Origin of the sequence: Butyricimonas sp. RTP31003st1_G1_RTP31003_210430 (assembly GCF_040920905.1) — a bacterium.
GTDB lineage: Bacteria > Bacteroidota > Bacteroidia > Bacteroidales > Marinifilaceae > Butyricimonas > Butyricimonas paravirosa.
In genome coordinates, this window is the sequence record NZ_JBCOSQ010000037.1 from 1 (window position 1) to 25,541 (window position 25,541).

General features: G+C 42.3%; 25 protein-coding genes and 1 tRNA gene. 13 read left to right on the forward strand and 13 right to left on the reverse strand.

Annotated elements, in window-relative coordinates; translation table 11 throughout:
* Window positions 1–196: 196 nt before the first annotated feature.
* Window positions 197–269 (reverse strand) — tRNA-Arg (locus AB5542_RS12315).
* A 198-nt stretch (window positions 270–467) separates the two neighbouring features.
* Between AB5542_RS12315 and AB5542_RS12320 the strand changes: the two genes are divergently transcribed.
* Both AB5542_RS12320 and dapA read left to right on the forward strand, forming a co-directional pair.
* Window positions 468–977: a DUF6913 domain-containing protein gene (locus tag AB5542_RS12320; protein ID WP_279041115.1), complete on the forward strand. Its 510-nt coding sequence runs from the start codon at window positions 468–470 to the stop codon at window positions 975–977.
* Window position 978: 1 nt separating this feature from the next.
* Window positions 979–1,854 carry a 4-hydroxy-tetrahydrodipicolinate synthase gene (gene dapA / locus AB5542_RS12325; protein ID WP_279041117.1) on the forward strand — a complete coding sequence of 292 codons (876 nt, stop codon included), beginning with the start codon at window positions 979–981 and terminating at the stop codon, window positions 1,852–1,854.
* A gap of 4 nt (window positions 1,855–1,858) precedes the next feature.
* Here dapA and AB5542_RS12330 read toward each other — a convergent pair whose 3' ends face one another.
* From AB5542_RS12330 to folE, 7 genes are all read right to left on the reverse strand, one after another.
* A complete protein-coding gene (locus AB5542_RS12330) occupies window positions 1,859–3,358 on the reverse strand; it encodes a GldG family protein (RefSeq protein WP_279041118.1) in 1,500 nt (499 codons plus the stop codon).
* Window positions 3,359–3,375: 17 nt separating this feature from the next.
* Window positions 3,376–4,098 carry an ABC transporter permease subunit gene (locus AB5542_RS12335; protein WP_118305593.1) on the reverse strand — a complete coding sequence of 241 codons (723 nt, stop codon included), beginning with the start codon at window positions 4,096–4,098 and terminating at the stop codon, window positions 3,376–3,378.
* A 3-nt stretch (window positions 4,099–4,101) separates the two neighbouring features.
* Complete coding sequence (locus AB5542_RS12340; protein WP_087421566.1) at window positions 4,102–5,028, reverse strand: ATP-binding cassette domain-containing protein; 927 nt, start codon at window positions 5,026–5,028, stop codon at window positions 4,102–4,104.
* Between the two features lie 129 nt (window positions 5,029–5,157).
* Window positions 5,158–6,192, reverse strand: a complete 1,035-nt coding sequence (locus AB5542_RS12345; RefSeq protein ID WP_118305592.1) for a LacI family DNA-binding transcriptional regulator — start codon at window positions 6,190–6,192, stop codon at window positions 5,158–5,160.
* Window positions 6,193–6,210: 18 nt separating this feature from the next.
* A complete protein-coding gene (locus tag AB5542_RS12350) occupies window positions 6,211–8,271 on the reverse strand; it encodes an HD family phosphohydrolase (protein WP_279041122.1) in 2,061 nt (686 codons plus the stop codon).
* A 217-nt stretch (window positions 8,272–8,488) separates the two neighbouring features.
* Window positions 8,489–9,364, reverse strand: coding sequence for an ACP S-malonyltransferase (gene fabD / locus AB5542_RS12355; RefSeq protein WP_279041124.1), 876 nt, complete (start codon window positions 9,362–9,364; stop codon window positions 8,489–8,491).
* 18 nt (window positions 9,365–9,382) lie between these two features.
* The gene (gene folE, locus AB5542_RS12360; protein ID WP_087421569.1) at window positions 9,383–10,009 is read right to left on the reverse strand and encodes a GTP cyclohydrolase I FolE; all 627 of its coding nucleotides are present in this window, start codon (window positions 10,007–10,009) and stop codon (window positions 9,383–9,385) included.
* Between the two features lie 364 nt (window positions 10,010–10,373).
* Between folE and AB5542_RS12365 the strand changes: the two genes are divergently transcribed.
* Both AB5542_RS12365 and floA read left to right on the forward strand, forming a co-directional pair.
* Window positions 10,374–10,841, forward strand: coding sequence for an NfeD family protein (locus AB5542_RS12365; protein ID WP_087421886.1), 468 nt, complete (start codon window positions 10,374–10,376; stop codon window positions 10,839–10,841).
* Between the two features lie 3 nt (window positions 10,842–10,844).
* A complete protein-coding gene (gene floA / locus AB5542_RS12370) occupies window positions 10,845–11,831 on the forward strand; it encodes a flotillin-like protein FloA (RefSeq protein WP_027201591.1) in 987 nt (328 codons plus the stop codon).
* 85 nt (window positions 11,832–11,916) lie between these two features.
* On the opposite strand, the gene lysA is transcribed toward floA, so the two are convergent.
* The 4 genes from lysA to AB5542_RS12390 all read right to left on the reverse strand — a co-directional run bounded on the left by lysA (window position 11,917) and on the right by AB5542_RS12390 (window position 16,989).
* A complete protein-coding gene (gene lysA / locus AB5542_RS12375) occupies window positions 11,917–13,062 on the reverse strand; it encodes a diaminopimelate decarboxylase (RefSeq protein ID WP_087421570.1) in 1,146 nt (381 codons plus the stop codon).
* An 18-nt stretch (window positions 13,063–13,080) separates the two neighbouring features.
* Window positions 13,081–14,397, reverse strand: a complete 1,317-nt coding sequence (locus AB5542_RS12380; RefSeq protein ID WP_087421571.1) for an aspartate kinase — start codon at window positions 14,395–14,397, stop codon at window positions 13,081–13,083.
* Between the two features lie 328 nt (window positions 14,398–14,725).
* Window positions 14,726–15,577 carry a 50S ribosomal protein L11 methyltransferase gene (prmA, locus tag AB5542_RS12385; protein ID WP_279041130.1) on the reverse strand — a complete coding sequence of 284 codons (852 nt, stop codon included), beginning with the start codon at window positions 15,575–15,577 and terminating at the stop codon, window positions 14,726–14,728.
* A 50-nt stretch (window positions 15,578–15,627) separates the two neighbouring features.
* On the reverse strand, window positions 15,628–16,989 hold the full coding sequence (locus AB5542_RS12390; protein ID WP_118305587.1) for a TrpB-like pyridoxal phosphate-dependent enzyme: 1,362 nt from the start codon (window positions 16,987–16,989) through the stop codon (window positions 15,628–15,630).
* Between the two features lie 576 nt (window positions 16,990–17,565).
* Between AB5542_RS12390 and AB5542_RS12395 the strand changes: the two genes are divergently transcribed.
* Window positions 17,566–17,778: a hypothetical protein gene (locus AB5542_RS12395; protein ID WP_147344507.1), complete on the forward strand. Its 213-nt coding sequence runs from the start codon at window positions 17,566–17,568 to the stop codon at window positions 17,776–17,778.
* Between the two features lie 73 nt (window positions 17,779–17,851).
* Here the strand turns inward: AB5542_RS12395 and AB5542_RS12400 are convergent, their stop codons facing one another.
* Complete coding sequence (locus tag AB5542_RS12400; protein ID WP_087421575.1) at window positions 17,852–19,042, reverse strand: 6-phosphofructokinase; 1,191 nt, start codon at window positions 19,040–19,042, stop codon at window positions 17,852–17,854.
* Window positions 19,043–19,171: 129 nt separating this feature from the next.
* Between AB5542_RS12400 and AB5542_RS12405 the strand changes: the two genes are divergently transcribed.
* The 8 genes from AB5542_RS12405 (at window position 19,172) to AB5542_RS12440 (ending at window position 25,498) form a co-directional block, all read left to right on the forward strand.
* Window positions 19,172–20,302: a glycosyltransferase gene (locus AB5542_RS12405; protein WP_087421576.1), complete on the forward strand. Its 1,131-nt coding sequence runs from the start codon at window positions 19,172–19,174 to the stop codon at window positions 20,300–20,302.
* On the forward strand, window positions 20,293–20,913 hold the full coding sequence (locus AB5542_RS12410) for an RNA polymerase sigma factor (RefSeq protein ID WP_027201599.1): 621 nt from the start codon (window positions 20,293–20,295) through the stop codon (window positions 20,911–20,913). Before AB5542_RS12405 ends, AB5542_RS12410 begins: the two co-directional genes overlap by 10 nt.
* Window positions 20,900–21,574 (forward strand): hypothetical protein, encoded by a 675-nt coding sequence (locus AB5542_RS12415; protein WP_087421577.1) that lies wholly within the window; start codon window positions 20,900–20,902, stop codon window positions 21,572–21,574. Before AB5542_RS12410 ends, AB5542_RS12415 begins: the two co-directional genes overlap by 14 nt.
* An 89-nt stretch (window positions 21,575–21,663) precedes the next feature.
* The gene (locus AB5542_RS12420; protein ID WP_087421578.1) at window positions 21,664–22,257 is read left to right on the forward strand and encodes an OmpH family outer membrane protein; all 594 of its coding nucleotides are present in this window, start codon (window positions 21,664–21,666) and stop codon (window positions 22,255–22,257) included.
* A 109-nt stretch (window positions 22,258–22,366) separates the two neighbouring features.
* On the forward strand, window positions 22,367–22,747 hold the full coding sequence (locus tag AB5542_RS12425; RefSeq protein ID WP_087421579.1) for an SRPBCC domain-containing protein: 381 nt from the start codon (window positions 22,367–22,369) through the stop codon (window positions 22,745–22,747).
* An 89-nt stretch (window positions 22,748–22,836) separates the two neighbouring features.
* Window positions 22,837–24,084, forward strand: coding sequence for a YeiH family protein (locus AB5542_RS12430; RefSeq protein ID WP_087421580.1), 1,248 nt, complete (start codon window positions 22,837–22,839; stop codon window positions 24,082–24,084).
* A gap of 139 nt (window positions 24,085–24,223) precedes the next feature.
* Window positions 24,224–24,880: a fructose-6-phosphate aldolase gene (gene fsa / locus AB5542_RS12435; RefSeq protein WP_027201604.1), complete on the forward strand. Its 657-nt coding sequence runs from the start codon at window positions 24,224–24,226 to the stop codon at window positions 24,878–24,880.
* Window positions 24,881–24,889: 9 nt separating this feature from the next.
* On the forward strand, window positions 24,890–25,498 hold the full coding sequence (locus AB5542_RS12440) for an L-threonylcarbamoyladenylate synthase (RefSeq protein ID WP_279040798.1): 609 nt from the start codon (window positions 24,890–24,892) through the stop codon (window positions 25,496–25,498).
* Window positions 25,499–25,541: the final 43 nt, after the last annotated feature.

The window sequence follows — 25,541 nt, forward strand, 5'->3', positions numbered from 1 at the left end:
TTCCTCTTCGACTTTACTATTCAAAGATAAGCTTTAATTGGAAAAATGTTACCAACTATTTTTGGCCACATTACTGGATAAAGAAGGGTGAATTTTGTGGAGTAAAGCGAAGCAACCTTCGGAGTTGAAGAAAGACTTGGATCAACTGTTTGATTAATGAAAAATCCCCCGAAAGACATCTTTCGGGGGATTTTCGTGAACTCGGCGGGAGTCGAACCCACAACCTCTTGGGCCGTAACCAAGTGCTCTATCCATTAAGCTACGAGTCCTTCTTGATTTGCGTGGCAAAGATAGGGAATGTTCTTTTTTCCTGCAAGAGTTAACGGAATTTTTTCAAATACTTTTTTTATGTTTGAAAAATAACAAAGTGGAGTGCATATAGTTTTTATTACTACATTTGTGTTACTCTGTTCATGTACAAATGAATATGATAAAGTTAGGAGTAAGAGTCAGATAAATAGTTTTGTATGTTTAAATGTATTGCAGAAGGGTTTAAAAAGCGCCATTTGAAGAATATAGTGGTAAAAGATGAACGGGTATTGTCGTTTTATAATTTAGATACGGCCAAAAAATGTGTCGTGTTTTGGGTAGCTGGTGATGTCCCGGTGTCTTCTGTCAATAAGGTGCGGGAGGCTCTGGCCAAACATATGGACGTTTGTTTGCTTGCTTTTATCCGGCAGCCCAAGTTGAATACGGAGCAAATACAAGATGCTATTTATCTGGATAGTTCTGGTATTTCTTACAAGGGAGGATTTCGTGATCCCCGGGTGCAGGAAATACTGAACAGGAAGGAGGGACTGTTGATTGATTTGTCGTTGAAGCCGGATGTGTGTGGGGATTATATCGTGAAGTCGGCCAAGGCGTCTTGCAAGATTGGTTACGGTACGGGACATGATATTGATTTTGACGGGGTGCGGGATATAGATGATTTTATGGAGCGATTGTTTAAATTATTAACTAAGATAAATACGTATTGAAATGAAAAAGTTTTCGGGAGTAGGGGTTGCTTTAGTGACTCCATTTGACGAAACGGGACGTGTGGATGAACATTCTCTGAGGAACCTGGTGAATTACGTGGTTGATGGTGGGGTGGATTATCTGGTAGCTTTGGGAACGACGTCCGAGGCGGCAACGATGACAGCGGACGAAAGAGCTTTTGTCGTGCAAGTCATTGCCGAAGAGAATGCCGGACGTTTGCCGATTGTTTTGGGAATCGGGGGAAATAATACGGCTCAAGTGATCCATGATCTTGCCACACTGCCTTATCTGCGGTTGGGAGATGCCATTCTGAGTGTTACCCCGTATTATAATAAACCTTCTCAACAAGGGTTGTATAATCATTTTAAGGCGATAGCCGAGCATACACCTCTTCCCATGATCTTGTATAATGTTCCGGGGCGTACGTCCGTGAATATGACTGCTGCGATAACCTTGAAGTTGGCTCGTGATTTTGAGAATATCATCGCCATTAAAGAGGCTTCCGGGAATTTTGAACAGGCTACGGCAATTATTTCCGGTATGCCGGAGAATTTTATCTTCCTGTCGGGAGATGATGGTATTGCCTTACCGTTAGTATCTATAGGGGCCAGTGGCGTTATTTCCGTGATTGCTAACGTGATGCCGAATGAATTCTCCACGATGCTGCATTTGGCATTGGAAGGCGAGTACGGGGAGGCTCGGCAGATTCATTTGCAGTTGGGTGAGATGTTTAAAGCTCTCTTTGAAGAGGGAAATCCCGCAGGAATAAAAGCTGCGTTACATGCCAGAGGCGTGATTGCCTGCCAGAAGTTAAGATCTCCGTTATGCGAGGTGAGCGAGGCCTTGTATCAAAAAATAAAACGATTAGGTGAGTAATCACCTAATCGATACGACCCGGTTGAGAACGTCTCAACCGTTTTCTTTTATATTCCCTGTATTGATATAGTCCGATAAGTAATACCAGCATGATGGGCAGGAAAAAGTTGGTATATTTTAAGAATCTCCTGTAAGAGTCGCTTACTACTTTTAGTGACTGATTCTCGATATATTTGTTTCTCAATTTAATTAATCCGGAATCGTCCGCCAGCCATTCAATGGAGTTTACGGCAAAATTGATATTACTGATATAGAACGGATCAAAGAATTTGTCTTCCATGAAATCGGCATCCGTGATGACAACAATAGCACTGTTGTTATCTTCGTTGCTTAATAATGCGGCAACAGTATTGTAGGGTTGATTAAAGTCGTGTTTTCTTGTCCAGGTTTTATAAATATCGAAGAATACCGGAACTTTTTGCACGCCTGAAATGGAAGATGATTTTGCCAACGGGGTGAACGTGTAAGCGGAGGTCGTTTTTACATTCGTGATACTACTGACAAATTGTAATAGCATGGCATTCAGTCCTTTCGTGATTACGTGAGAACTGAAGTTCTGGATGATAGGTATATACGGGAAATGGCGGTCACTTTGGAGTTGTAGAAATCCTTGATCCTGAGTAACGAGTATGCGTCCGCAATAGTTATCCACGACGAAATCATAGTTGATTTTTAGCCCGAATTCTTCCAGCATATCTTCTATGCCGACCCGGTTGATGAAACCGTTATTCTGGCTGTAACTGATTTGTCCGACTGCGTGATTCAAAGCAATGTAGAGTCTTCCCCCTTGTTCCAAGTATTGCCCCAATCGAACGAGTTCTTCCTTGCTGAATGATTCTTTCGGTCCCACGATACAGATTACTTTGTAGTCATTCAAATCTGTAAACTGGTCTATGCGCATGGATTCAATCTTGGCACTATGGGATAGCTCATGCTCGATTAATTGAGTTTTTTGTCTCAACATTTCGTTATGTCCACGTAAGAAACCGATAGTCGGTTTGGTCGTGTCGCAAGCTTCTTTTAAACGGCGGGTAACCTCGTATTCTAATGCCGTGGTCGGGAGAATGTTTATTGCCTCTTTTTTGTTGCCAATCTGGATGACGGCTCCAAAGTATACTTTTTGAATTTTCACCATGTCTCTTTCGGCTATTTCCTGGGCCATTGGTTCTATCCCTAGTTGTTCAGCCAGAGCTTCCTTGTCACTGTTGTTCGGTATGATCGTGTTTATGGTGAATGCTTTGTTACTGATTGTCTTGTACTCTTTCAGCAAGTGTCGGAATTCCCGTCCGAGTTTTATTTTGTCGGGCGTGAGACCTTCGGACATGAATAGGGTAACGGAAATATCCTTGTCGATTTTTTTGATCATCGTTTTGCTGACAGGGCTTAAAGAATATTTTTTGTTACTCGTGAGGTCGATCCTGATAAATAGGAAATAGGAAATAATATTTATCGCTATCAGTGATAAAATCAGGTAGGTCGGATTGTATATCAATTTCTTTTTCATCACTTTCGTACTAAATATTAAAACCGATTTTTACAGATATAATGTCTTGCTAATGCTAAAAATATAATAATTACGCTGATAAAGTATATCAAGTCTTTCGTGTCGATCACTCCGCGGGGGATGGCATCAAAATGTTCTCCAATGGAGAGATACGTGAATAATGCCGCTATAAATCCGGGCCCCCATAGTTCAGCAATGAATTCAAATAAAAGCACGAATCCTATCTCGATAGCAAACGTGATGAAGAAGGCCACGATCGTGTTCGGGGTGAGGGACGAGGCGAACATCCCGATACTGATGTAACATCCACTGACCAGAATAAGCCCTAGATAACCGCAAAAGCCAACGGCATGATCTACATTACCCAGTGAGGCAATCGTGATATAGTAGGGAAGTGTCAATGCCAGACATATAACTACTTGTAATAGTATAGCAAAGAATTTCCCCATGATTAACTGCCATGTTTTAATCGGCTTTGAGAATAAGAGTTCAAAGGTTCCGTCCTTGCGTTCTTCTGAAATACTTCTCATCGTGAGTGCCGGTATTAGGAAAAAGAGCGTCCAGTAAAACACGTTGAACAGGTTGCTTAGAGAAGCTTGTCCGCTTGAAAAGATGTTTTTCCCGGAGAACCAGCAAGCAAATCCCGTTACACAAAGGAAAGCCGTGTATGCGATGTATATCAATAATGAATTAAATGCTACTTTTAATTCTTTGTTTATTATAACTTTAACTGCACCCATGAATTATTCATTTTGTGTAACTTTACGAAATATATCTTCCAATCTGGTTTGTACGGGAGTTAACTCGCTGATGTACCAGTTGTTTTCTTGGCAAAGGTTAAAGATTGACTTTTCGATTTCTACATCGGGTTTACATTGGAGTTCAAAATTCTGTTTATGAATAATCTCGATGTGGAGTACTCCCGGCAGGTCGTTCAGTGCCTCGTGTATGTCGGTTGTTTCCCCACCCTTGATGCCTATTTTCAGGCAATATTCGGCATCCGATTTGCGACGAAGTTCGGATGTCGTGCCATTGGCCACGATTTTCCCGTTACTCATGATCATCACTTGATCGCAAGTTGTTTCGATTTCAGAAAGAATGTGGGAACTTAAAATAACTGTTTTTTCTTCCCCGATTTCTTTGATGATTTTACGGATTCCAAAAATCTGGTTGGGGTCAAGTCCTGTTGTCGGTTCATCGAGAATGACCACTTCCGGATCGTGAATTAGTGCCTGGGCAATTCCTACCCGTTGGCGAAATCCCTTGGATAATTCGCCGATCTGTTTGTGCTTATCGTTGTCTAATCCGCATAAACGAATCATATCCAAAACACGTGACGTGATTTTGTATTTAGGAATGTTGTGAAGTTTTGAAATAAAAAATAGAAAATCAATCACATTCATTTCGTCATACAAAGGGTTACGTTCTGGGAGGTAACCGATGATGTTTTTTATTTTACCTGCCTGTTTCCAAATCGAATAGTCCCCGAATGTTATATTTCCGAAATCCGGTGTCAGTAGCCCTGCCATGATCTTCATCGTGGTTGTTTTACCCGCACCGTTAGGCCCTAGGAATCCAAGGATTTCACCTCTTTTTGCTTTAAAAGAAATTGAATCCACGGCTTTCTGATTCTCGAAAGATTTCGTCAGATTTTCCACAACTACGTCCATGGGCTGCTGTTATTAATTTCTACAAAAATAGTCATTCAAACCATTGATTTTTAGGTTTAATAATCTTTAACCGAGTAATTAACAAGGTTTTAATTTATATTGTTAAGATTTTAGCAATTATGTTAGCATTTATCGTGTTTTACATAGTCTGTCCGAAGATTCTCTAACGATCAGTTCGCAGTTAATGATTTCTTTTTTAATCTGTGCGTGCTTGCTGTTCAGAATCTGATCAAACAGAAGTTCAGCTGCGGCCCGTCCGATTTTTTCCGGGAACTGGTTGATGGAACTTACCGTCGGGTTCATGTAGCGTGAGCGTTTCGTGTTGGAGAAACCGACAACGGCAATGTCTTCCGGGATGTTAAGTCCTTTTTCCTTGATCGCCTCAATAGCCCCGATTGCCAAATCGTCTGTGATGCCGAATATAGCATCCGGTCTCTCTTTCCGGGAGAGTAACTGGCGTGTCGCTTCTTTTCCAGCCTCTACCGTGAAATCGGAACAGTGCCAGATTAGTTCTGTTTTAGCCGGAAGATGGTTGGCTTCCATGGCTTTTTCGTAGCCTTCCATGCGATTGCCCCCGATGGCAACGTTTTCGGGACCGCATAATAAAGCTATTTTTTTGCAACCTTCGGAAACGAGGTGTTGAACGGCTTGGAATGCGGCAGTGACACCATCCGTTACGACCCGTGACACGTTGAGTTCATTCGTGGTACGGTCGAACAGCACGATAGGTGTTCCGGATTCCTGTATCATTTTAATGTGTTCATAGTCTTTCGTCTCGTGTGATAAGGCAAGGATAATTCCATCCGCCCGGTTGGCCATGAGTACTTCCACGCTTTTTTGTTCTTTTTGGAAACTTTCGTTCGAGGATATGACTAAAACGTTGTAGCCGTGACCGTCTGCTACTTCCTCAATCGTTTTCACGACTGTGGCAAAAAAAGTACTCACGATCTGGGGTACAATAACTCCGATCGAATGACTTTTATGGGTTTTCAGGGCTACGGCGATAGGATTGGGTTTGTAACCGAGTTGTTTAGCCAGTTCCTGCACGGTTTTACGTGTTTGTGCGCTGATTTCGTGATTGTCTTTTAGCGCACGGGAGACGGTAGACACGGATATATTTAATTTCTCTGCAATGTCTTTGATGGTTATTGGTTTTTGTGTCATATATTTAGGTCTTGAGGGTTATGCTTTGGTTTGTAATTTCGGGTATGCGATACGGGCATGGTACACGTTTATAAGCATTTCTGTAAATACTCGTTTCACCGTGGAAATGTCCTTGAATGTCAAGTCTGCGTTAGCGAATCGTCCATCTTGGAGAAGGCCGTCAATCAAGTTATTCACCAGTTTGGTTAGGTTTTCTTCATCCTTTATTTCCAGAGCCCGGGAGGCTGCTTCCACTCCATCGGCCATCATGACTACGGCACACTCTTTTCTCACGGGGTCCGGACCGGGATAAGTGAACAGGGATTCATCTATTTCCTTGTCCGGGTATTTGTTTTTGAATGAGTAGTAGAAGTATTTTACTTTACTTTTACCATGGTGTGTGCGGATAAAGTCTTTGAGGACTTCCGGTAATTTGTATTTATTGGCAAGTTCCAAGCCTTGTGTTACGTGTTTGATAATGATCTGGGCGCTTTCGTCAAAATCCAGAGAATCGTGCGGGTTTAAGCCTCCTGTTTGATTCTCCACGAACATGATCGGGTTGTATGTTTTCCCGATATCATGGTACAATGCCCCGGTACGGGCTAAAAGCGGACTACCCCCGATGTGATAAATCGCTTCTTCCGCTAGGTTGGCAACCATGAGGGAGTGTTGGAATGTTCCCGGAGCCTTTTTCGTCAGGTTGCGTAAGGCCGGGTGATTCGGGTTCGAGTATTCCAGTAAACTGATTTCAGACGTGTACCCGAAGAGGCGTTCTACCAGGTAAAGGGCGGGATAAATTAAGCTTAATAAGCCGGTATTTATGATGAGGAACACGACAGCGAACAGATGTTTGGGTGCGAGAGTTCCCTCTTGTATGAGCGTGAAAGCCCCGTATACCAATATATAAGTTAAGAATATCAGACCTAGTGCAATAAATAGTTGAGAACGGCGTTGCAGGTGTGAGAGGCTGAACATGGCTACGATCCCGGCTGATATTTGCATGAAGAAGTACATATAATTGTTGGGAGCGTAGTAGGAAACCAGCAAGCTTGTACCGATCAATAGATAAAGAGCCGGTCTTGTCCCGAATAAAATGTTCACGATGATTGGAAAGAATAAAACGGGAATCGTGAGGATATTGATGTGTTGAAAATAGCTGATACTTCCCAGGGCAATGGTTAGCAAAAACATACTATACAGGAAAAAGAAATCCCTGTTGTTGTAGAATAGCCGTTTCCGGGAGACATAAAGGAAAATGGAGAAACTCATGATGGCGATCAAGGTCAACACGGTCTGAGCTACCGAGATCCGGATTCTGTCAATGGTTGATCCCAAACTTTGCTCGTGTTCTATCCGGAAAGATTCCAAAACTTTATATTTTTCGGGGGTTACCAGGTCGTTTTTGGATATGATAATATCTCCCCGGTTGACCATCCCTTGGGTTGGAGTAATACTTTTCACGCTGGTTTCAATGGCAAGGCCCGTTTTTCCGGCATCGTATTCGAGGTTTGGATTGATGTAATTGTTCAGGCCTAGACTGAGTATTCCTTCCTCTGTTGATTTAGCCAGATGCAGGCTCTCGATGTATTTAACCAATGTTTCGTAGGCTTGCTTTAGCGTGTACACGTTGGAAAACTTTTCGTCGAAGGCAATGTTGTTTTTGACGATAAGAATATTTTTGATTTTAGCCGGATCCATTTTTTCCGGCATCAGTAAGATGCCTTTGGAATAAATTTCCCGTAGTTTTTGAATGATTTTATCCATATCTTTTCCGTTGTTCGCGGTTCGATATGTGTTTATTTTTTCTGAAAGTTTGTTGATCTGAGCTTCAACATTTGTTTCTTTGAAGTTGAAAATGGGGGCTTGCTCTTCTTTGATTTTTTCAATATCAGCGGCAAGTTCTTCGGCACTTTTATGCAGAGGAAAATCTAAGGGTGCGATCAATGTCTCGTATTTCCAAGGCATCCCTTTTTGGTAAGAATATTTAAAACCCTCTATTTTAGGAAGTAATAAGACTATGAGACCACAGATAATGATGATCGTACTGATTTTAAACACGTATTGAATCGTACGGTGTTTTTTCGTTTTATTGTTTGGCATATCCCGGTTTTATCTTGAATTATCTTTGTTCAAAGATATAAATAAAATTTTAAAGCCTCCCATGGGAGGCTTTAAAATTGTTACAAGTTTCAGGTTGAGCCTTCGGCTCTGCAGGTTACAAGTTCATGGGTTAGGCGGTTCTTGATGTGTAAGATTCATGAACTTGTAACTTGCTAACCTGTAACTTGTAACCAGTAGATTTTGTTTAAAACAAAATCTATTGCATTCCTGCTGTTTCAACTTCGGTACTTACTTTTTTGATCAATCCTTGAAGTACGTTTCCAGGACCGATTTCTAAGAAAGATGATGCCCCGTCTGCCAGCATATTTTGTACGATTTGAGTCCAACGTACAGATGCTGTTAACTGGGCAATCAAGTTCTTTTTGATCACCTCCGGGTCAGACACCGGTTGTGCGTTCACGTTCTGGTAAACCGGGCATGAAGGTTGTGAGAAATGGGTGTTCATGATGGCGTCGGCCAGTTCTTTCCGGGCAGGTTCCATCAGCGGAGAGTGGAAAGCACCCCCGACTTTTAACGGGAGAGCCCGTTTGGCCCCGGCTGCTTTTAATTTTTCGCAAGCGGTGGCAATTCCTTGTGTCGTTCCGGAAATAACGATTTGTCCCGGACAGTTGTAATTGGCAGGAACAACTACATCATCTATTTCAGCTAAAATGTTTTCGACAGTTTCATCCGGTAGCCCGAGGATGGCTGCCATCGTGGATGGATTAGCCTCGCATGCTTTTTGCATGGCAAGCGCTCTGGTGTGAACAAGACGCAAGCCATCTTCGAAAGAAAGTGTACCGTTGGCAACAAGTGCAGAGAATTCTCCCAGCGAGTGACCCGCTACCATATCCGGTTTCTCGTTCAACGATTTTGCAAGAATCACCGAGTGAAGGAATATCGCTGGTTGAGTTACTTTGGTCTGCTTTAAATCTTCGTCGGTTCCCTCGAACATCAGGTCCGTGATGCGGAATCCCAGAATTTCATTTGCCTTTTCAAATAACTCTTTTGCTTCGGGTGAGTTCTCGTACAAGTCCTTGCCCATACCTACGAATTGGGCTCCTTGGCCCGGGAAAACAAATGCTTTTTTCATACTCGTCATGTTTATTTCTTAATGAAATTTGTTACTAATTAATCGGATGAACTCTTCCCGCGTGGCAAGTTTTTCGAATGCCCCGCTGAAATCGGAAGTGGTCGTTACCGAATTTTGTTTTTGCACACCCCGCATCATCATGCACATATGCTGGGCCTCAATGACCACGGCAACGCCGAGGGGATTGAGTGTATTCTGTATACAATTTTTTATGTCATTCGTCAGTCTTTCCTGTACTTGGAGCCTTCTGGAAAAGGCCTCAACTACCCGAGCGATTTTACTCAGCCCGGTAATGTATCCGTTCGGGATATAGGCCACGTGGGCGTGTCCGATGAACGGGAGCATGTGGTGTTCACATAGAGAATAAATTTCAATATCCTTGACGATCACCATCTGGCGATAATCTTCCTTGAACAGGGCGGAGCGAAGGATTTCTTCCGGGTTTTCCGTGTAGCCTCGTGTCATGAATTGCATGGCTTTTGCAACACGGTATGGGGTTTTCACTAATCCTTCTCTTTCGGGATCTTCTCCCAATAATTTGAGAATTTCTTTATAATGATAGCTTAATTTTTCAGTTCTTGCCTTGTTGTAATATTCTACTTTGCGGTAGAATTCTTCATTGTCATCCAATTCAGTGTATTTCATTCGTCCTCTCTTTTATGTACTTGACTCATTGCCTACATGGGTAATGAAAAATTGGCTACAAAGTAAAAGATAATAATTGAGAATTGAAAATCGTATGTTGAAAATGTGCGGGTTCAAACTCGCTAGCACTGCAACCCGTGCCAGAGGGCGGGGAAATAATTTCGGGGTAATTAAAATCTGATTTCTCCTACTCTTTATATTGGTAGTTAAACAGGTATTTTAGGGTGTAGCCTTCCTTTGTCACGTTCGGGTGTTACGGCCTGATCGGTTGGGAAGGTGGGGTGGGAGTGTGGAAAATATTTCAGTACGATGATACTATTATTAAATAAAAAAATGTATCTTTATCAAACAAAAAATGTTGTATATGGAGTGGCTTGTTTTATTCATGCTGATCTTGATAGGCTTTGTCCTGTTAATACTTGAGTTTCTTGTTTTCCCGGGAGTGAACGTGGCAGGGATTTTAGGTTTCGCTTGCGTGGGAATCGCTATTTATATCGCTTATTCTACGATGGGAACGACGGTCGGGCATTTCACTTTGTTGGGGACGGCTCTTTGTGGTTTCGGGGTGACTTATTACGTCTTGCGATCGAAGACGTGGAAGCGTATGCAGTTACACACGCAGATTGATAGCACGGTGGAAGGTGTGGATGAATCCATTCGGGAAGGAGATATTGGGATGACGCAGGGACGCTTGGCGCCGATGGGAAAAGTACGGGTGGGGGACAGTGTGGTCGAGGCGGAATCCCGTTCCGGGTATATCGAGGAAAACCGGGAAGTCGTCGTGTTGAAAGTGTATAAAAATAAGATTGTAGTTAAATTAAAAACTGAATAGAAGATGGAGAGTAGTTTGTTTTTTCTGGTAGCGGTTATCGCCGGAGGTCTTTTTTTACTTTGGATGATCCTCTACTTTATTCCGATCGGCTTGTGGTTTCAAGCGTTAGTGTCTGATGTGAAAATATCTTTGTTGCAATTGGTTTTGATGCGTTGGCGGAAAGTGCCTCCCACGGTTATCGTTCGTGCCATGATCGAGGGGAAAAAGGCAGGCTTGGAGCTTTATCGTGACTTACTGGAGGCTCATTATCTGGCAGGGGGACACGTGGCTCAAGTGGTACATGCCTTGGTGTCTGCGTCTAAAGCAAATATCGACTTGACGTTTCAAATTGCAACGGCCGTGGATCTGGCCGGTCGTGACGTGTTTGAGGCTGTACAGATGAGTGTGAACCCGAAAGTGATTAATACCCCGCCAGTGGCTGCCGTGGCTAAAGATGGTATTCAGTTGATAGCTAAAGCCCGGGTTACGGTACGGGCAAATATCCGTCAGTTAGTCGGGGGTGCCGGGGAGGAAACTATTCTGGCTCGTGTCGGGGAAGGTATTGTGTCTTCAATTGGTTCTGCAGCCTCGCACAAGGAGGTTTTGGAGAATCCGGATTCTATTTCGAAGGTGGTGTTGAACAAGGGATTGGATTCTGGTACTGCTTTTGAAATTTTGTCTATTGATATTGCAGATATTGATATTGGTAAGAATATCGGTGCGGAATTACAGACCGATCAGGCAGAGGCCGATTTGAAAATCGCTCAGGCGAAAGCGGAGGAACGCCGAGCAATGGCTGTTGCTACCGAGCATGAAATGAAGGCGCTTGCACAGGAAATGCGGGCGAGAGTGATCGAGGCTGAGGCAGAAGTTCCTCGTGCTATGGCAGAGGCTTTCCGTAGCGGTAATTTGGGTATTATGGATTACTACAAGATGAAGAATATCGAGGCTGATACGCAAATGAGAGAATCCATTGCCAAGCCGAATGATAAGAAAAATAATCAGAAATAGTGAATGGACTTGAAAATGTGAAACAGACCCGGGGAAAACCGGGTCTGTTTCACATTTTCAAGTCCATTGGCAGGAATATCACGAATTACTGGGAAAAGTAACTTCCCGGTAATTCTCGGAGATTGTATCGTGAGGCCATGACTTCTCCGTATGCACCACAGGAGCGAATGGCGATCAAGTCTCCCCGGTTGGTGAGGGGGAGTTCCCGGTCTTTGCCGAAACAATCAGATGATTCACAGATAGGGCCAACCACGTCGTATTTTTCATGTTCTCCCACGGAGGTCAAATTTTCTATCCGGTGGAAAGCTTGGTAGAGTGCCGGACGTAAAAGGTCGTTCATTCCCGCATCCAAGATGACGAACTTTTTATGTTTCCCTTCCTTCACGTACAGGACACGAGAGATAAGGGAACCGCATTGTCCGACAAGGGATCGGCCTAGTTCGAAATGAAGTTGCTGACCCGGCTGGGCCTCGAAGAAATCAGCAAAAATTTGAAAATAAGAGGCAAAGTCGGGAATTAGCCCACACGTGGGGCAATCGTAATTGATGCCTAATCCACCGCCGAAGTTCACGTGAGGGAGAATGATTCCCTGTTCTTTCAGGCGGGATTGTATTTCGTTTACTCTCAAACAAAGTCCTCGGAATACCGTGAGATCGGTGATCTGGGAGCCGATATGAAAATGTAGTCCGATAAGCTTGATGTGTTCCATTTCCCGGCAGGCCGTGATGGCGTGGTCGAGGTCGTAAAGGTAGAACCCGAACTTGTTTTCTTCGATTCCCGTGGTGATGTAATGATGCGTGTGGGCATCCACGTTGGGGTTTACCCGAAGAGCAACAGAGGCTTTTTTCCCCATTTCTCCGGCCAGTATGTTGATCACCTCTATTTCGGGTAAAGATTCGCAGTTGAAACAGAATATCTCTTTTTCAAGAGCCAGCCGGATTTCCTCGTCGCTTTTCCCGACTCCGGCATACACGATTTGTTCCGAGGGAAAACCACTTGCTACGGCTTGAGCCACCTCGTTACCACTCACGCAGTCCGCACCAATTCCGTGGCTTTGAATGATGTCAAGAATGTGTGGGTTGGCATTCGCTTTTATCGCGTAATGCAAATTGAATCCATGTTCGTTAGCTGCTTGGGAAGCGGCTTGAAGCGTGGCTTGTAGAAGAGTCGTGTCGTAGTAGTAAAACGGGGTCTTCAAGGTTTGAAATGTTTTGATGGTTTCTATATTCATGTGGGTGGGTTTATGAACTCATTTATTTAACAATCTTTCGCTAAGAGCCTCAAGTGCTTTTTGTTTGTCTGCTTGTTTCACGAGTAGAGAAATGCTGTGTTCGCTGGCCCCGTAGGAGATCATGTGCAGGGGAATATCTTCCAGCGCAGTGAGAGCCCGAGCCGCGAGTCCGCTATTGTTGATCGAGCAATCCCCGACGATGCAGATGATGGAAAGAGATTCTTCGACCTCGATTGTACCATATTTCGTGAGGTCTTTTTTGATGTCTTCCAAGTGGCATGTACTGTCGATTGTGAGAGATATGGCAACTTCCGACGTGGCAATCATGTCGATCGGGGTTTTCCAGGATTCGAATATTTCGAATACTTTCCGTACAAAACCGTATGCGAGTAACATATTGCTGGATTTGACTTTTATGGCCGTGATCCCGTCTTTTGCTGCCACGGCTTTGAAATCTTTGATCGGGCTTTCTTTCGTGATCAGGGTTCCTTCGTCACTTGGGTTCATCGTGTTTTTCATGCGGACGGGGACATTGGCTTTTTTAGCGGGCTGAATGCTTGACGGGTGGAGAATCTTTGCTCCGAAATAGGCAAGTTCGGCTGCTTCATCAAAAGATAGAGAACGAATGGCTTTCGTATTTTTCACATACCGCGGGTCGCTATTATGTACGCCATCAATGTCGGTCCATATCTGAATTTCATCCACTTTGAGTGCGGCTCCGATTAATGCGGCCGAGTAGTCACTACCCCCTCTTTTCAGGTTGTCTATTTCCCCGTAAGCGTTTCGGCAGATGAATCCTTGGGTGATGATAATACGTTCCGTGGCTGGGTTGGATAATAGTCGTTTTAAGTTTTGCTCGATATAAAAATAGTCCGGTTCACAGTCTTTGTCGATACGCATGAAATCCAAGGCGGACAGGAGCGTGGAAGGTATACCTTGTTCTTGTAAGTAATAATGCATTAGTGTGGTGGAAATGATTTCTCCTTGTGCAACAACGGCTTTTTCCTGTAACGGGTAAAAGTCCTTGTTGATGAATGAACGGAGATAGGTGAAGATGGTTTGTACAAATTCTTGTCCCCGGTGCTTGAATTCTTCGGTACTGTAAAGGTCGCTGATGGTCATCAAGTAATCCAGTTCGAGATTTTGGATTGTCGTCAAAGCTTCCTGCCTATCATTGCGGTACAGATAGTTAGTTATGTCTACTAACGTGTTGGTCGTTCCGGACATGGCCGAAAGAACGACAATTTTGGGTTGGTCATCCGAGATTAATTTTGCCACTTCTTGAATTCGTTGTGCGGAGCCAACCGAGGTTCCTCCAAATTTTAATACGTTCATAAGTTTATTGTTTTTAAATCATTTATTTCTTTACATGAAAAAAGCCCGTGTATTCACACAGGCTTTTTTCGACAGTTTTTTGACAACAGTGCGTTAGCCTGCAAAAAGCCTTTGCATGCACATCATCTGTTTATAGTTATTAGTATATCTTGTTCTCATTCTTCTTTTGTATTTTTCACGATGCAAATATTGCATATTGAAATTGAAAAAGCAAGCCTTTGTTAAAATATTAACAGATATGTGACTACGTCACGTTACAAGTTACAGGTTGGCAAGTTTCAAGTTCTTTTTTTAACAACCTGCGCTAACCTGTAACTTTCCGCAAAAGTTATCTTTTGTGGAAAATGACGGCAGTCCAGTTGTCTTTTACTTTGTTGGATTGATAGGTTAGTTGCAATAGTTCGGCTTTCTCGCGAATAACGGGAAGATCTTCGGTGTAAAATCCGCTCATGATGAGGTAACCGTTGTCATTGAGTACCTTCACGTACGCAGGCATATCATTCAATAATATATTCCGGTTGATATTGGCCAAGATGATGTCGTAGTGTTCTACCCCGTTTAGTAATGTTGCATCCCCGATGAGAACACGTATATTGTTCATGTTGTTGGTGGCAATGTTTTCCATGGCGTTGTTGTAAGCCCATTCGTCAATGTCGATGCCGGTAACCGATTGGGCTCCGGCTTGTGCGGCCATGATAGATAGAATACCAGTGCCACATCCCATGTCAAGGACTTTTTTGCCGGAGAAATCAGGTTTCATGTCTAAGATCGTTTCGAGCATGAGAGCTGTCGTGGCATGATGGCCCGTGCCAAAACTCATTTTCGGGTCAATGATGATTTCGTGTTCGATGTTTTCAATCGTGGGATGGAATCCGGCTCTTACCAGAATCCGGTCTTGCACGAGGATAGGTGTGAAGTTTTCTTCCCAAATTTTATTCCAATCTTGGTTCTCGATTTCTACTTTTTCCCAGGTGATCGTGTATAGAGACTGGAAGAAAGAAAGGATTTCTAATGACTTTACTTGTTCCTCGTTGAAATTTTTGCTTGGTATGTAAGCTTTGAAACCGTCATCCGAGTATGAAAAACTGTCGTATCCGAGGTCGCCGAGTTCGGCAATAATCGCATCTGCAATGTCCTCCACGTAAGGGGAGATATGGAAAGTGAGTTCTGTATAAAACATGCTATCTGATTTTTTTGCAAATGTAGCAAAAAATCAGATAGCTATGCTCTTCACATGATTTTCTCTAGTTTATCGAGAGATTGAGCTATTTCTTGATCAGAAAGCTCGAAGTTCTGGAGATTTCCCCCAAGGTATTGTTCGTAGGCGTAGAGATCAATCATACCATGTCCGGATAGATTGAACAGGATAGTTTTGGTTTTTCCTTCGACTTTGGCAATTTTCGCCTCCCGAATCGCTTGTGCTATGGCATGAGTGGATTCAGGTGCAGGAATTATCCCTTCGGTTTTGGCAAATAATATTCCGGCCTCGAAGGTCTCCAGTTGCGGAATGGCAACGGCTTCCATCAGCTTGTCCTTGAGTAATTGACTGACGATAACCCCGGCTCCATGATAGCGTAAACCTCCGGCATGGATACTTGCGGGTTGGAAATCATGTCCCAGCGTGTACATGGGAAGTAAGGGGGTTAACCCGACTGTATCACCGAAATCGTATTGGAACTGACCACGGGTTAATTTCGGACAGGATTGTGGTTCTACGGCAATTACTCGGGTACGTTTTCCTTCTTTCAAGTTCCTGCGGATGAATGGAAAACTGATTCCGGCGAAGTTTGAACCTCCCCCGAAACACCCGATCACGATGTCCGGTTCATCTCCCGCTTTTTCTATCTGGAGAAGTGCTTCCTCGCCGATGATAGTTTGATGTAATAGTACGTGATTTAGCACGCTCCCCAGGGAGTAATTGGTTAGAGGATCTTGTGCGGCAAGCTCGACTGCTTCTGAAATGGCAATACCTAGGCTACCGGCCGAATCCGGATATTCCCGTAGGATTTTTCTTCCGGCCTCCGTCAAGTTACTCGGTGACGGTATCACGTCTGATCCCCACGTGTTCATCATCAATTTACGATAGGGTTTCTGGTTGTAGCTTACTTTTACCATGAACACTTTCAGGTCCAGACCGAAATGTTGGCAGGCAAAGCTTAATGCTGTACCCCATTGCCCCCCGCCGGTTTCTGTGGTGATACGTTTGATGCCTTGTTTGTAATTGTAATAGGCTTGCGCGATGGCCGTGTTTGGTTTATGAGAGCCGGCCGGGCTTGTCCCTTCATTTTTGAAGTATATTTTGGCAGGAGTATCCAAAGCTTTTTCTAAAGCATAGGCTCGTACGAGAGGGGTCGATCTCCATATTTTGTACAAGTCCTGGACTTCATCAGGGATCTCGATGTAGCGTTCGGTAGCGAATTCCTGCTTTGCCAATTCTTGGGCAAATAGCGGGTAAAGGTCTTCCGGCTTTAACGGTTGTTTTGTTCCCGGATGGAGAGGGGGAAGGGGTTTGTTGGGCATGTCTGCCACGATGTTATACCATTGGGTTGGCATTTCTTGCTCGGTGAGCATAAATTTCTTGATTGGTTTCATGATTTTTGATTTTAAAAAGGTGAATAAAAAAAAGAGAGCCTACTGTTCGTAAACAATAGGCTCTCTCTATATTAATTATGCAATACAATCACATAACCTCATTGTTTACTATGAAGTTTAAAGAGGTGCCACCACCAAGTTTGGGTTATGTGTTGATTGTATATCATGTTTCTTTGTTTTTACAGGGACAAAGCTATATAGAGATTTTCTTTTTTCCAAATTCTCTCGTAAAAATAATGTTGTTAAATGAAATTTAATGCTTACATTTGCAGCATCCCACTCGAATTGAAGTTATAAAGACGTGTATTGCACAAAAGAGATTGCCTCCGGTGTGCATGGCACGTCTTTTTTGTTAAATTCAGAGTGGGATCTAATTTAATAAAGAGCCGGAGGCATTTCTTAATAAAGTTAGTTAAACGTTTGTTTTGAAGTTATTGTTATGTTTTTGCATAACAATTTTCGAAAATTCTAAATTGTCTTTGGTGGGGCCGTGATGGTGACCCACCTTTTTGTAACCTATACCGTCTTGATTACGTATCATTTCACGTTGAATTTCTAGCTAAACTAAATTTGAATATGATGAAAACTTTTGGAAGAATTGGATGGATTTGCATGGTGGCGGTTGCTGCAACTTTGATGTTTGTTTCTTGTGGGAATAGTCAGAAAAGCAAGGTGCAGTCGGGGAAACAAGTACAAGAACCGGTAGGAACCGTCGTGGAGGAGTCGGAAGTTGTCGTGGAGGTAGATAGTATCACACCCGATTCAACCACTCTGAACACTACAAGATAAAAGCTAAAAACTAAGAGTTAGTACTATTCTTTTATCTTAAAGAAAAGCTCCCGGGAAACCGGGAGCTTTATCTTTATAGTATCATCTGTGGCATGAATTCGAAACTGTTGTATTGGGGACGTAATCTCTCCGTGTTATAGAATTTGGGAACATCCACGATCTTTTTACTGCTGGTTACAATCTCGATCGGGGCGTTGTCATAACGTCCGTTTCTTAGGATAACTAGCCTGCCGTGTAATCCTTTGTTAATTAAATCCAGAGCAAGGTTCCCGTATGCCATAGGTACGATGGAATCCAGTGCATCCGGATCTCCACAGCGAACCAGATATCCCAGTCTTTGCGTGATGGTGTTGATTACTTGTCCGTGATTAAACTGTGGGGTAAGTTCTTTTAATTGTTGAGAGATCATGTTTCCGATACCTCCCAGCTTTTTATGTCCGAACATGTCTGTTTCTTCACTTTGGAAAATCATGTTGCCACCGGAAAAAGTGGCTCCTTCGGATACGAGAACCACCGAGTATTTGCTGGGATTCGTGAAACGATCCTCGCAAAGTAGTTCGGTCAGACGTTCGATGTTAAATTCGTATTCCGGAATCACACAACGGTTGGCAGCTCCGGCTAAGGTTGGTAGCATTGCCGTGAACCCGGCATAGCGTCCGAAGACTTCCAGAACCAGTATTCGTTCGTGAGATCCGGCTGATGTCCGGAGATCATGCGTGAGGGCAATCGTACGGGTGATGCAGGTGCTGAATCCAATACAGTAATCTGTTCCGGGAACGTCGTTGTCCATGGTTTTGGGTATGGCCACGACTTTCACGCTTTCCTTGCTCAAGCGTACCGCGTAACTCAACGTGTCATCACCCCCGATCGGGATCAAGTAGTCGATACCCATGAACTCTAGGTTCTTTAATACTTCCGGGGTCAGATCGTTGATGTCGTCCGAGTATTTATCCTGTAAATGCTTGGGTACATTTGCTTTAGGTACGTGGGAAGCCCTGGTTCTGGATGTATGCAGGAAAGTCCCACCAGTGCGTCCGGCTTTGTTCACGATTTCCTCTGTTAATTCAAAAAAATTACCAGAGTTGTCATATTGTGGATCTCGTACGATGTCAATCAGGCCACCCCAGCCTCTTTTGATTCCAATAACTTTATAGCCTTCGCGCAGGGCTCGAATGGTTACCGCTCTGATGGCAGGATTCAGGCCGGGAACGTCTCCTCCGCCGGTGAGTATCCCTATAATTCCTCTGTTTTTTTGTTGTCCCATAATGTAGTTGCTTTATGTTAGTAAAATCGAACTAATGTACACAAAATTGTTCAATTAATACGTTAAAATCACCATTAAGTAAGTATATTTGTCTGTTTTTTATGGATAAAAGAATGTTAATATAATGATATGGAGAGTTTGAGAGTCTTTTGGGGAGAACTGGGAGCTTTTAGGTATGGGGTAATACTTCTGTTTGTATTGACACTCACCTATATCTATCACGTTATTCGTCGGTGTGTGATCGTGTCTCGCAAAGTAAAACCGATGGATAAACAAGAGCATGAAGGGGTGTCGGTTATCATCACGTCACACAATAATGCGGAGTGTTTGCGACGGAATTTACCGAGTTTTTTGATGCAAGCATATGATAATTTTGAGGTGATTGTGGTTGATGAATGTTCAGAAGATGACACGCAGGATGTATTGACCGAGATACAGAAAGATTATCCACAGTTGAGGTGTACGCGAATATTTCCGGACACTAAATTCAGATTTACTAAAAAATTGGCTATAAATATAGGTGTATTGGCTGCCAAGCACGATATATTGTTGTTTTCAGAGATTAATTGCCGTCCCTCTTCGATGTATTGGGTGAAGACCATGGAGTCATATTTTGATGAAAATACAGCGGCTGTCGTCGGTTTTGCAAATTATGATTTCACCGAGCAAAACGTGAGAAATTTGCGTATGTTTCGTTTCTTGCGCTTTATAAAAATGATGGTCATGGTGAAAAATAAAAAATATATTTTTGGGGATGGATGTAACATGGCTTACCGAAAATCGTATTATATAGAAAACCGTGGGTTCGCGAAGAATTCACAATCGTATTTAGGATACGATAATGATATGGTTAGAGAATTATCAAGGTTTGGGGCAATAAAGATGACAAAAGATCCGGACTCGTATGTGATAATTGATAAGAGTGACAAAAAAGGAGAAATAAACGAAGTTTCATATTATTATGCTAGCAAGATGAGATTGGCAATGACGGAGAGGATTATGATAGATGGCGATATGATCGTGCGTTTGTTCTTTTATTTGACAGCTATTTGTTTGATTGTCTTAGGTTTTTACCCAATATACGTGTTTCTTGTCATGTTGACAGTATTTTTAACGGATGTAATTTTGTTAAATATTTGCGCTATTTGTCTGAAACAAAAAAAATTATTCCTAACTTCGTTTATTATTAGTACGATCGGTTTTGTTTATCGAGTGTACGAAAATGGATATTCATTTTTTAACAAGAGGAAATGGAGTTAACAAACAACTTGTCAGAGAAAGCTCTTTATGATTATAAGGTCGTGAAGAGGGCAATAACGGGAGATGAACAGGCTTATGCCGAGTTATTTAAGAGGTATAAGGATTCAGTATATTTTATGATACTGAAGATGGTGAATAACAGAACTGATGCGGAAGATTTAATGTTCGAGGCTTTCGAGAAAGCTTTCACGAGTTTGAATTACTATTCGCCTCAGTTTGCGTTTAGTACGTGGTTATTCAAAATTGCCTCTAATAACACGATTGATTTTATTCGGAAGAAAAAAGCCAAAATTGTTTCTTTGGATAAGGATGATATAAACCCGGATGATCGCGGGTATATCAATAGTGTACCGGCAGACGTGTTGAATCCGGAAGAGGAAACGATCCGTAAACAGCGAGCTGAATTTATGCGGGAAAAAGTTGCCATGTTGAAAGGGCGTTACCGTAAATTGATAGAATTACGTTATTTTGAAGAGTATTCTTATGAAGAAATTGCTCAAGAGCTGGCCATTCCGTTAGGAACCGTGAAAGCTCAATTATTCCGTGCGAGAGAATTGCTATTGAACATTTTGCAGAATAGTGAAATCGCCCGGGAAAATGAAAGAGTTTAGCCTTCTATTTTTTTTTATATTCTTTTGCTTGGGAGTGCAAGGGCAGAGCCAAGATAAAGGCAATGTGTTTGTCACGGGTGTAGTTTGTGACCGGGACAGTATACGGCCATTACCGGAAGCAATCTTCCGGTTGGGGAAAGAGGTTCGAGGGGTTGATAAACAAGGGCGATTTTCATTGAGTGTACAAGTGGGGGATACCTTGCGTTTTTCGCATATAGGCTATGCTCCCATGCAAGTTGTTATTCCGGACAGTTTAAGAGAAAATGATTTCTTACTGGGGGTTTTTATGGTACGAGATACTGTTTTACTGTCGGAAGTTTTAATCTTACCGCGTTTCCTTACGGGGGATTACAAATCGAATACTTTTTTGTTGAATGCCCAAAACAATCTAAATCAAGCTATACATGCCGCATCAAAACCGGTGAAAGTGATGGATCAGGAAATGAACAGGAGTATGATGATCGAGGATTTTGCCCGTAAGGTAGAAATGAAAGGAATGGTTGATGTGAAGTTAGGTGTTGGAACTCAGTCTATCACGGCATTACAAGGATTAATGCGGGCGCGTCGGCAAGCGGAGAGAGGGAAAGTCATTAATATTGAGGAAATAGACCTGTTAAAGAAAATTTTTTATATAGAAAAAAGAGAAAAATCGGATAACTAAAAGAAGAAAGATTATCTTTGTATTCGAAACAAGCCTCGTGTGGGCCGAGATTTCAATGAATCGATTTATTAATAACAAAGTTACATTTTATGAAGAATTTGTCGATAGGATTAAATGTGTTATTGTTGATTGCTGTGATAGTTTTGTATATTTTGCATTTCAGTGGAAATAGTAAAAGTACGAGCAATCAAGGCGGTACTGTAACTGTGAACGCTGATGCAAAAATTGTCTACATTAACATGGATACATTGCTTAACAATTATACTCAATCGAGAGAGTTGAATGAAGCGTTTTTAAAGAAATTGGAAGCCAATCGGACAGAGTTGAACATAAAAGTGAAGAACTTCGATCGTGAGGCAGCAGAGTTTCGGAATAAAGTGGAAAACGGTGGTTTTATGACTCGTGAAAGAGCCGAACAAGCCCAGATGGATTTGATGATCAAACAACAAAATTTGCAGAAATTGCAACAGGAAATGACCGAGAATGCTCAACGCGAGCAAATGGAAATAAACCGGAAGTTGTATGATGCAATCACAAATTTCTTGACGGAGTATAATAAAGCGAAAGGTTTCCAATTAATACTGAGTACGACGTTAGGCGGTAACGTGCTTTTCGCGCAAGAGGGATTTGATATTACCAATGATGTGGTAAATCAGTTAAATGAACAATACAAGAAGAAATAAATAATAGCGAAGTGTGATAAAAGTCATTTTATCACACTTCTTGTTTATTAGGTCCATATAGTTGAGTCTTCGGTTCTGAAAGTTCCTAAAGTCTATATTTTTATTATAAATGAATTTTAAATACACAATTGATATTACGGCTGATCCGGAGGAAGTCTTTACGGCATTGACGAATCCTTTTCAAATCGAACTGTGGAGTGGTTATCCCGCGGAAATGAAAGCAGAGGAAGGATTCGTGTTTTCTTTATGGGAGGGAGATATTTGTGGCGTGAATCTGGAGGTAAAGCCCAATCATTTGCTTGTTCAGGAATGGTTTTTCGGGGAGACGGATCAACGTTCTATTGTGACCATTAAATTAAAAAAAGACGGTCCCCGGACTCGTGTAGAATTAGAACATACGAATATTCCAGATGAGGTCTTCGAGGAGATCGTTGAAGGTTGGAAAGAGTATTACTTGGGCTCTATTAAGGGCCTATTGGAAATGTACTAATTCAGAATCAGTAAAAATACGGATTATTTTTTTGATTCTCGGTATTAACTTTGCCACAGAAATTATTCACTAAATTAATAAATTTCCAGATGAGCAAGTTAAAGATTTCCGAAGATTGGACCTCTACTATCGTGGGGTGGTTTATAATTCTTTTAGTAGTATTTCAATTAAAACCTCATTGGCCTTCTTTCAGTTGGCCGGATGCTGACGCATTAATGAATAAGGTTTTCACGTTGGATAACGTGGGGCATGCTCTGATTGTTTTCTGTTTTATGTTCCTGATGGCATTGATTGCCGGATTATTTACGGGTAAAAAATTGAAAATGATTGCTGCAAGTTTTCCGGTCGTGTTCTTCCTTACGCTTTTGGCCATGGTTGTCGGAGGAAATAAATTCCTAAAGGATTGGGGATTTGAAACCGTGATATTTAGTTTATTGATAGGACTTTTCATTAGTAATATATTTTCTATTCCCAAGTGGTTGAAGGAGTCACTTTCTTCTGAACTTTTCGTGAAGATCGGTTTGGTGTTACTTGGGACGACTGTACTCTTTGATGATTTGTTGAAAGCCGGGGCATTAGGATTGATACAATCTTGTGTCGTTGTCTTTACCGTGTGGAATTTCTGCTTTTGGTTATGTCGTAAAATGAAAATTGACAAAGAAATGTCATTGATGCTTTCCAGTGCTGTGTCCATTTGTGGAGTGTCTGCAGCTGTTGCTACTGCCGGAGCTATCAAAGGGGATAAAACAAAATTGTCATACGTGGTATCGTTAGTATTGGTCGTGGCCGTGCCGATGATTTTGATCATGCCCGGTTTGGCTAAGTTGATGGGATTACCTGAGGATATGGCAGGGGCTTGGATCGGGGGAACAATTGATACGACCGGGGCCGTGGCTGCAACTGGCGCTATATATGGAGAAGTAGCCTTGCAGACGAGTACGATCGTGAAATTCTCACAGAACGTGTTGTTGGGAGTTGCGGCCTTCTTAATCAGTATTTATTGGTCTTATTCGAAGAAAGAGGTTACAGAAGAAAAACCGACGTTAAAAGTAATTTGGTTGCGTTTTCCGAAATTCGTGTTGGGATTCGTTGCTGCTTCTCTTGTTTTTTCATTCTGCGTTGCTCCAGAGGTCGTGTCTGATGCTAAACCAATTTTGAAGAATATTCAGGGTATGTGGTTTGCCTTGGCATTTATGTCTATTGGGTTGGAGACGGATTTCAAGAGCTTGATAACCTCTGAAAATCGTCGTTCCACATATGCTTTTCTGGGTGCGCAAGCGTTTAATGTGGTATTTACTTTACTTGTAGCATGGATTCTTTTCGGACTAATCGCGTAATGGAGTTATAGAGTTTATAAGGCTACTTTATAAACTTTATGAACCTTGTGAACTTTATAAACTAAATATGATCGGATTACAGATATTGTTTGTAATTTTGCCTGTGATATTGAAGTTAAACAATAAAACCAGATAGAATATGAAATTTTTTATTGATACGGCAAATCTTGACCAGATTCGCGAGGCAAATGACCTTGGTGTGTTGGACGGTGTTACTACCAATCCGTCTTTAATGGCAAAAGAGGGTATCAAAGGTGACGAGAATTGTAGAAAACATTACGTTGAGATTTGCAATATCGTGGATGGTGATGTAAGCGCGGAGGTAATTGCGACTGATTACGAGGGCATGATTAAAGAAGGGGAAGAATTAGCCGCTTTGCACCCGAATATCGTGGTAAAAGTACCTTGTATTGCTGATGGTATTAAGGCTATCAAATATTTTACCAACAAGGGAATTCGTACGAATTGTACGTTAGTGTTCTCTCCGGGACAGGCTCTGTTGGCTGCTAAAGCAGGTGCAACTTACGTGTCTCCTTTCGTAGGACGTTTGGATGACATCAGTAGTGATGGTATCGAGTTGGTGGAAAAGATTGTGGATATGTATGCTTATTACGGTTTCAACACGCAAGTATTGGCCGCTTCAATTCGCCACACACAACATATTATTCAATGTATTGAGGCCGGGGCGGACGTTGCAACCTGCCCGTTGAGTGCGATCAAAGGTTTGTTAAAGCACCCGCTGACGGATTCCGGTTTGGCTACGTTCTTGGCTGATCACAAGAAAGTGAATTCATAATTTACGATCATGTTTGTACGTTTATTCGAGGACAATCCCAATGATCGGGAGATTCGAAAGATCGTTGAGCTCTTGCGTAATGGTGGTGTTATCATTTACCCGACCGACACGATTTACGCGATCGGGTGTGATATAAATAGCGTGAAGGCTGTCCAACGGGTTTCGGCTATTCGTGGTGTGAAAGCAGAGAAAGCAAATTTCTCGATGATCTGTAAGGATCTGGGAAACATCGCTGCTTATGCAAAAGTAAGTAATGAAGAGTTTCGGTTGATGAAACAATATTTACCGGGACCGTATACTTTTGTGTTGCCGGCTACCAGTAAGTTGCCCAATGTCTTAATGAATAGACGTAAAACGATAGGTATTCGAATACCCAAAAATTTTATTGTTCAGGCTATTGTCGAAGAGCTGGGCGGGCCTTTGCTGACCACTTCTGTGAAAGCTGCTGAAGGTGAAGTCGAGGAATATATCACTGATCCGGAGTTGATTCACGAGAAATATAATCGTCTAGTTGATCTGGTCATAGACGGAGGATATGGGAATAATATTCCTTCGACAGTGATTGATTGTACGGGCGATGAGATTGTTGTCACAAGGCAAGGATTGGGTGAATTGTAGGATATTTTTCTAAGAATAAAAAAGGACTGTTGAAATGGCAGTC